Source organism: Pedobacter sp. 01T416_2 (assembly GCF_056398925.1).
In genome coordinates, this window is sequence record NZ_JBFTQI010000656.1 from 1 (window position 1) to 7,106 (window position 7,106).

The 7,106-nt window shown below is 41.1% G+C and carries 8 protein-coding genes and 1 pseudogene; 5 read left to right on the forward strand and 4 right to left on the reverse strand.

From position 1 onward, the window contains the following. Window positions 1–633: 633 nt before the first annotated feature. The 3 genes from AC1DPQ_RS21885 to AC1DPQ_RS21895 all read right to left on the reverse strand — a co-directional run bounded on the left by AC1DPQ_RS21885 (window position 634) and on the right by AC1DPQ_RS21895 (window position 2,229). Window positions 634–1,191: a YciE/YciF ferroxidase family protein gene (locus AC1DPQ_RS21885; RefSeq protein ID WP_477578860.1), complete on the reverse strand. Its 558-nt coding sequence runs from the start codon at window positions 1,189–1,191 to the stop codon at window positions 634–636. Window positions 1,192–1,454: 263 nt separating this feature from the next. Continuing rightward, complete coding sequence (locus AC1DPQ_RS21890) at window positions 1,455–1,751, reverse strand: hypothetical protein (protein WP_477578862.1); 297 nt, start codon at window positions 1,749–1,751, stop codon at window positions 1,455–1,457. After that, on the reverse strand, window positions 1,729–2,229 hold the full coding sequence (locus tag AC1DPQ_RS21895) for a low affinity iron permease family protein (protein WP_477578864.1): 501 nt from the start codon (window positions 2,227–2,229) through the stop codon (window positions 1,729–1,731). Before AC1DPQ_RS21895 ends, AC1DPQ_RS21890 begins: the two co-directional genes overlap by 23 nt. Window positions 2,230–2,554: 325 nt before the next feature. Here AC1DPQ_RS21895 and AC1DPQ_RS21900 point away from each other — a divergent pair, with 325 nt between their 5' ends. The 3 genes and pseudogenes from AC1DPQ_RS21900 (at window position 2,555) to AC1DPQ_RS21910 (ending at window position 5,887) form a co-directional block, all read left to right on the forward strand. After that, complete coding sequence (locus tag AC1DPQ_RS21900; protein ID WP_477578865.1) at window positions 2,555–2,746, forward strand: hypothetical protein; 192 nt, start codon at window positions 2,555–2,557, stop codon at window positions 2,744–2,746. Window positions 2,747–3,136: 390 nt separating this feature from the next. Next, window positions 3,137–5,227 (forward strand): annotated as a pseudogene (locus tag AC1DPQ_RS21905) (catalase); the annotation flags it as partial. 54 nt (window positions 5,228–5,281) lie between these two features. Continuing rightward, window positions 5,282–5,887, forward strand: a complete 606-nt coding sequence (locus AC1DPQ_RS21910; RefSeq protein WP_477578869.1) for a hypothetical protein — start codon at window positions 5,282–5,284, stop codon at window positions 5,885–5,887. On the opposite strand, the gene AC1DPQ_RS21915 is transcribed toward AC1DPQ_RS21910, so the two are convergent. Continuing rightward, window positions 5,865–6,401, reverse strand: a complete 537-nt coding sequence (locus AC1DPQ_RS21915) for an ankyrin repeat domain-containing protein (protein ID WP_477610869.1) — start codon at window positions 6,399–6,401, stop codon at window positions 5,865–5,867. The two genes, AC1DPQ_RS21910 and AC1DPQ_RS21915, sit on opposite strands and share 23 nt — an antisense overlap. A 60-nt stretch (window positions 6,402–6,461) precedes the next feature. Between AC1DPQ_RS21915 and AC1DPQ_RS21920 the strand changes: the two genes are divergently transcribed. Together AC1DPQ_RS21920 and AC1DPQ_RS21925 are read left to right on the forward strand one after the other, a co-directional pair. Further along, window positions 6,462–6,650 carry a hypothetical protein gene (locus tag AC1DPQ_RS21920; RefSeq protein ID WP_477578872.1) on the forward strand — a complete coding sequence of 63 codons (189 nt, stop codon included), beginning with the start codon at window positions 6,462–6,464 and terminating at the stop codon, window positions 6,648–6,650. A 275-nt stretch (window positions 6,651–6,925) separates the two neighbouring features. Beyond that, on the forward strand, window positions 6,926–7,106 hold a 181-nt coding region (locus tag AC1DPQ_RS21925; protein ID WP_477610870.1), incomplete at its 3' end, for an ATPase domain-containing protein.

Consider the following 7,106-nt stretch of genomic DNA (forward strand, 5'->3'; position numbering starts at 1 on the left):
CATTTGAATAATCGGGTGCTTTTTTTTGTAGCTCTTGTTTATTTCGTCCTTGGTAAATGCAACTGCAGCGATCTGGATTAGAACCATAAATCATTGCTGGAGTATATTAGGATAGTGTTTTTGTTGGTAAGATCTGACATCTAGGTTAGATAGGGCGTTAATATTAAAGTATTAGGGGAATATTTCTGTGAAATTGATGTTCAAATTGCAGGCAGTTTTGCTTTCTTTGGCCAGGGAGCGTATAGCAAAATGGTTGGATCAGAAGTGAATTTATGGTTGAATATGGGATTTCCTGTGTTGATCATATTATTTGCATAATAATAACACTTACATGTCCGTTATTTTTGGATGTGATCTGATAGATTTTTTTGGCAATGATAAGTTTCGAAGGATCGTCATTGCGAGAAGGCTTTTTCAGCCGACGAAGCAATCTTACAACGATCGCTACCAGCGCGCGCATTAAGATTCCCGCCTGCGCGGGAAAGACGAACATTTTTTGCAATCTATCAATAGTAGCCTGTCGAAAGGCCTGTTTAAACATCCTTAAGGGTATTTAAACAGGCCTTTATAGTAGTCCTTTGGACAACATGACAGCATCTGAGGTGAAATCGCCTTTATGATACACCCTCTTTTTTATTCTGCAACGGCCTCTTCATTAACCGCGTTGACAGCAATCTCGGTCAGCGCCACATCTGTTGCCTTTTCATTTTCAAGGGTCTGAGAAAGAAGTTCGGCCACGTCGCTGTGTCCGATATTTTCGGCAAATACCCTAAGGGTACCATAGGTTGCAATTTCATAATGTTCCACTTTTTGAGCCGCCAGGATAAGTCCTGCATCTCTTATCATCGTACCTTTATCGGTATCAGCGATAATTCCATCGGCTTCTTCCAGTAAACCTGCCATTGCATCACACTTTTTAGCTACTGGTTTTTCACCTAAAAGCCCAAAAACTTCTTCCAGTGTGCTCACATGTTGTTGAGTTTCCTTTGTGTGCTTTTCAAAAGCTGCTGCGAGCTCAGGGCTAGTGGCTGCTTTCTGCATTTTTGGAAGCGCTTTAGCAAGGTGTTTTTCTGCCCAATAAATATCCTTTAATTCATCAATAAAAAAATCATGGAATTCAGAATTTTCTATTTTTCCTGTTTTTGATGTAGATTTTGAGGCTTTGTTGCCTGCTGTTTTTGTAGTTGCCATAATTACAATTTTAATAGGTTTTTGATATCTATAGAACAGGCTCAAATTTCAAATGGTTTTATGTTTTTCGTTTTAAGTTTTTATGGCAGGCACGCTTCCTTTTGGGCTATCAACGATGGCTTGTGCAAATCTATCCATCATGGTCAATAAAGTTTTAATCTAACCTGGTTGATTTAAGTTTAATTAACCATCCCGATGTGCCGATGTATGCTTTCCTAATTTCATATTTCGTTATCAGTTTGCTTACGCATTGCTGCTACCGGCTATTCAATTTCTCCATCAGCCATGCCATCTAAAAACCAGCCAGACCTGTATTCGAATCTTGCCGATGAAGTTTTCGATTTATTGGTAACCTTGCCAGTAAAATCATGGGCAATATCGCCTTCGCTTCCCAGAATCTGTTTGGCCAGGTTAGCATATTCATTTAAATCCAATCCATCGTTGATAATATAGGTTAATTCTCCGTTTTCACTCCATGATGATTCAATTAATCCATCATCAAATTTTTTCTTTAATGTATTCAAATCTTCTTGGTTGTTATTTAAGGGTAGGTTTCTCATCTTTTTTATTAATTTTTTTATTTTTAACCAGTCTGGGCGTACCTTTTAACTTTTCTTCTGAACGTTTTTTTGCAGAATCAATTGAATGTGAATGATGGATATCTTCTTCTTTTTCTGCCACATCAGAAAGTTTCGCATAGTATTTATGCAATATATCCAGTTCTGCCTCCGAAAGATCTTCAATATCAACCATGCGGTTACTTGCATGCCTGCTGGCCGCCAATAACTCATTAAGTTTTAACTGTATGGCTTTCGAATCTTTATTCTGGGTTTTTTGGATCAGAAATACCATTAAAAAAGTAATAATTGTTGTTCCGGTATTAATAACCAGTTGCCAGGTATCCGAATAGTTAAAAATAGGTCCGCTAATGCCCCAGATTACGATAATGCCAACAGCTATGGTGAAGGCGCTTGCACTTCCGGTCCAATAAGTAATCCTGTCAGATATACGCTCAAAAAAGTTTTGCTTGTTTGTCATATTCTTTAGTATTAAGTCTAAGGGGTTGTTTTTGTTTATATAAACAGGTGAAAATTTCAGATGGTTTTCAGTTTTTATTTTCTCTTGCTGACCTTGGGGATATAAATACCTGGGCGTTCCTTTTTTAAGTTATTAAACACATGTTGATATTGTGGCTGTGGTTAACATTTAATTGACATGTTAACCAGTGTTGTAACCAAATACTTTAACCGTTAAATAAATCAAACCTGTAACAGTTTACCTTGTTTATTTAATGAAGCACAAGTTTTAAAACAAAGGTTTGCTTCTTGCAGAAAATAATTTTTGAAGGTTTAAACTTGAAACAATGGAAAACAAAAAAACAGATCAACAGGACAGTGAAAATAAGATTGGTATTGTACCGCATTCGCAGATTGAGGCAAGTGATGCGGATAGTGCTTATCAGGACGAGGCTTCTGCCAGGGAATTATCAAAACAAGCAGCAAAATCGGATTCGGATGCAGACCGCGCAGAAGATAACGGAACTCCTCATCAATAAACACTTTTATTGTCAATCCGGAACCCACAATAACAATACAACTTTGGGTTAGTTAAAAAATGAAGCAGACAAAGCGCTTCGAAAATGGTTGAAATCAGGAACCGAACTTTACGGACGCTAAATTGTAAAATACCTGGTTATCCCTTAGGTAGTTGTGATAAACTTTTCGTCATTAAAAGTATTGTGCCCAAAGTTGGTACTTAACATGGCAGGGTAAATTGTTAAAACCATTTATTGTTTTTGCAGGTTTTCTATATGCCGTCGAAAATACATCCGGTGCCATAAAAAATATCAGAGATTGTTAATGAAATACATTGGCAAAGATAAGCTTTGTCCGGGCCGACGGCACATTGGCCGATAGTTTTTCCGTCAATCAGTAATGCATAATTTTTAACAACTAACCATGGGGTCGGTATTAACGATGATCAGAATTCGCTCAAAGCCGGAGAAAGAGGAGCAACACTTTTAGAGGATTTTATCCTTAGGGAGAAAATTACACATTTTGATCATGAACGCATACCCGAAAGGGTAGTGCATGCCAGGGGTTCTGCTGCACATGGCGTTTTTAAGGTATACGAAGACATGTCTAAGTTAACCAGGGCCGCATTTTTATGCGATCCGGGAGCAGAAACTCCTGTGTTTGTTAGGTTTTCAACCGTAGCAGGCTCCAGGGGATCGACAGATCTGGCACGTGACGTAAGGGGTTTTGCCGTAAAATTTTATACCCAGGAGGGGAATTTCGACCTTGTAGGCAATAATATGCCAGTATTTTTTATTCAGGATGCAGTTAAATTTCCAGACCTTGTTCATGCAGTAAAACCAGAGCCTGATAATGAAATGCCACAGGCCGCTTCGGCTCACGACACCTTTTGGGATTTTATTTCTCAGATGCCAGAGTCGTCGCACATGATTATGTGGCTGATGAGTGATCGTGCAATCCCAAGGAGCTACCGCATGATGGAGGGCTTTGGCGTACATACCTTTAGGTTTGTAAATGCCAATGGTGAAGCCAGTTTCGTGAAATTCCACTGGAAACCACTTTTGGGTGTGCATTCGGTGGCCTGGGATGAGGCGCAAAATATTTCGGGCAAAGACCCCGATTTTCATAGAAGGGATCTTTGGGATGCCATTGAGGCCGGCGCCTATCCAGAATGGGAACTCGGTGTGCAGATCGTTCCTGAAGCTGATGAGTTTAAGTTTGAATTTGATCTTTTGGATCCCACCAAACTGATCCCTGAAGAACTCGTTCCCGTGCAGCGTATTGGTAAGATGACACTGAACAGAAACCCCGATAACTTTTTCGCGGAAACGGAGCAAGTCGCTTTCCACGTTGGCCATGTTGTACCAGGTATCGATTTTACAAACGATCCGCTATTGCAGGGCAGATTGTTTTCTTATACCGATACTCAGCTAATCCGATTGGGAKGACCAAGTTTTCATGAAATCCCGATTAACAGACCTGTAATTCCCGTGCATAATAACCAACGCGATGGCCATATGCGCCAAACAATCAACAGGGGTAAAACCAGTTATGGTCCAAACGGACTAGCCGCAAACGACCCAAGGCAGGTACCGGCTGCACAAGGTGGCTTTGTAAGTCATAATGAGGCAATTGATGCCAGAAAGATCCGGGCAAGGAGCAGAAGTTTTTTTGATCATTTTTCACAGGCCCGCTTGTTCTTCAATTCACAGAGCAATGCTGAAAAAAACCACCTTATTGATGCCCTTAGTTTTGAACTCGGCAAAGTAAAGGCCATTCCTATAAGGGAGCGTATGCTGGCTGTATTAATTCAGATAGATAAGGGCCTGGCTGGGGCAGTTGCGCAGGCACTTGGCCTGCAGGTTCCAAAAATCCCTTTGGCAGACCTTAACAATAGCCTGCCAGCTGATGGCAAAAGGAAGGATTATGCTTCGGTAAATCCTAAAGGAAGCCTTGCAAGGTCTATAGCGCTAAGTATGGCCACAACGATTAAAGATACCATTAAGTCAAGAAAAATTGCAATACTTACTGCAGACGGTGTAAATGAAAAGACACTTAGCAAAGTTAAAGATTTCCTGGTTGAACAAGGAGCGGTGGTGCATATTATAGCGCCAAGATTGGGTGAAATTATTTCGGCAGGTGGTAAAAATATTGCAGTGGATGAAAGTCTTCTAACAGCAGCATCCGTCCTTTACGATGCAGTATATGTGCCTGGGGGCGCTAATTCAATTAATGCACTTAGCGGAGAAGCCAATGCCATTCATTTCTTAAATGAGGCTTTTAAACATTGCAAGGCAATTGCTGCCGACAAACAGGCGCTCTCGGTATTGGAATCTACTTATTTCGCTAAAAAGCTACCGGCAGAAGATGCCAACGGTACCGCACTACGCGAAGGAATTCTGATTACGGAGGATATTACTGCCCTTACAAAGACTTTTGCAGAAATGATTGCCCTGCACCGCTTTTGGGACCGTGAAATTCAAAGAAAAATACCAGCATAGTTTAAGGTATAAACCAAGGTGAAGGCTATTTGGCCTTCACCAAATTTATTGGCTATGGAAAATAAAAACAACATAGAAGCCGTACCTGCCCAATATACAGGCAGCGGGATGGATGTAATAGAACACAGGGACTGTAGCACCGTGGCAGAAGCGGTAGCGGTTTTTGGACGGGCTTGTACCAGATTATTGTCCGTTAACGAATGGGGACGTTATGCAGGCATATCCGCATTCCAATTAATCGATCCTCAAGGCATCCGTGCAGAAAGGCAGGCGCAGTTAAATGATTATATCAGAATCGATATTCCTGGTCCCGGAACCCAGGCTGGAATGGGCTATGATTGGGTTCAAATCGAGGAGATCACAACTGAAAGCGACGGTAAAAAGCAAACATTATCCATGAGGGTAAGGCCCTGTGCACACCCTTTGTCACGAAAAAAGGAAACTGCCCACTTTTTAAAAAGTGAGGCTACATCAAGCTTTATCATTACACAGACCGGACGATGTGTTAGTGTAGAAGAACATGCTAGAAATGAAGTTCCAAATACGGATAAGGGCAGCCTTTATGATAAGGGAAGGAATTTTATGGTGGGTATGGCGGCCAAACTGGGTTTTTCATATCCGCAGTGGAAAGGGCTGGTTAAGGCGCTTTTGCAAGATTAGCATTTTTGCTGTATAATTCAAGCAGTTCTGCTCCAGCTTCGTTCCCCTGCAAAATGGCCAGATCTAATGCGTGCTGTCCCCTGATATCCTGGAGCGCGGTTTTTGCGCCATGGTCTAAARGTAGTTTTAATACCTCATTACGGCCAAACATTGCAGCAAACATTAGTGCGGTTCCACCGTTTCCATGCTGAAGATTAATGTCTGCCCCACTTTCTATCAATAGTTTAGCAATACCGGTATAGCCTTTAAATGCTGCACCCATTAATGCTGTATTGCCTCCCTGATCTCCAAGATTTAGGTCTGCTCCCGAAGCAATCAGGTATGCTGCCGCTTCCAGCTGGTCGTTATAGCAGGCAATAATCAAAGCGGTATAACCTTTATCGTCCTGAAAATTTATATTCGCTCCTCTGCGCATTAGTTCTTTTAAAACCTCGGTATCGCCTTTTCTTGCAGCAGGTATAATGAGTTGTTCTATGTACCAGTTATTGAGCAGACAGCCCATATTTGATGCCAATTTTGCTATTTTTTTGAAACTATAGTTATAAAGTACCTGTTTTACAATAAAACAGATACTATGAAAAATTACATCGATCCAAAAGAAGAAGACAACGAAGATGAAAACGGCAATGAACAGTCGCGAATAAGTCCCAACGAAGAAAAAGAAGCTGATGATAACGAAGTTCAACGGGGGCTTACCGGCGAAACTGATGATGAAGATGATGTAGGGGGAGATCTTGCCGGGAATGCGGGCGGAAATGCCTAGCACCTTAAAAGCGGGCAGCGGTATGGGATGCCCGCTTTTTATATGTTCTGCCGGATAGATACGGAATGACCTGTGATGTCGGATGAACGGACAGGTAAGATTTTCTCTGTTTTTTTGTTGGCTTACAACGGATGTATGGCTGTTGCCCATTTAAATAAAGTATTTTCCGGCACCAATATATTCGCTTATCGCAAACATTTTTTAATGTTCCCTGTTTGTTTGAAAAGAATTGATCAATATTACTATTATCTAATAGATTTAAGCGTTAAAAATAAATGGCTAAATCAAAAAATCAACAGGAAACGCGCTCAACTGGTACAATTCCTAAAACACTTACCGGTATTTCCGGACTTGATGAGATTACATTAGGCGGGCTGCCCTCGGGAAGACCCACACTTGTTTGTGGTGAGGCCGGTTCTGGAAAAACACTTTTTTCCATAGAGTTCATTGTAAAAG

What these genes read in the sequence shown, in the direction of transcription:
- AC1DPQ_RS21885 (WP_477578860.1), bottom strand. Translation starts at nt 1,191, where the DNA reads ATGGCAACTACAAAAACAGCAGGCAACAAAGCCTCAAAATCTACATCA.
- AC1DPQ_RS21900 (WP_477578865.1), top strand. Translation starts at nt 2,555, where the DNA reads ATGGAAAACAAAAAAACAGATCAACAGGACAGTGAAAATAAGATTGGT.
- AC1DPQ_RS21920 (WP_477578872.1), top strand. Translation starts at nt 6,462, where the DNA reads ATGAAAAATTACATCGATCCAAAAGAAGAAGACAACGAAGATGAAAAC.
- AC1DPQ_RS21890 (WP_477578862.1), bottom strand. Translation starts at nt 1,751, where the DNA reads ATGAGAAACCTACCCTTAAATAACAACCAAGAAGATTTGAATACATTA.
- AC1DPQ_RS21910 (WP_477578869.1), top strand. Translation starts at nt 5,282, where the DNA reads ATGGAAAATAAAAACAACATAGAAGCCGTACCTGCCCAATATACAGGC.
- AC1DPQ_RS21895 (WP_477578864.1), bottom strand. Translation starts at nt 2,229, where the DNA reads ATGACAAACAAGCAAAACTTTTTTGAGCGTATATCTGACAGGATTACT.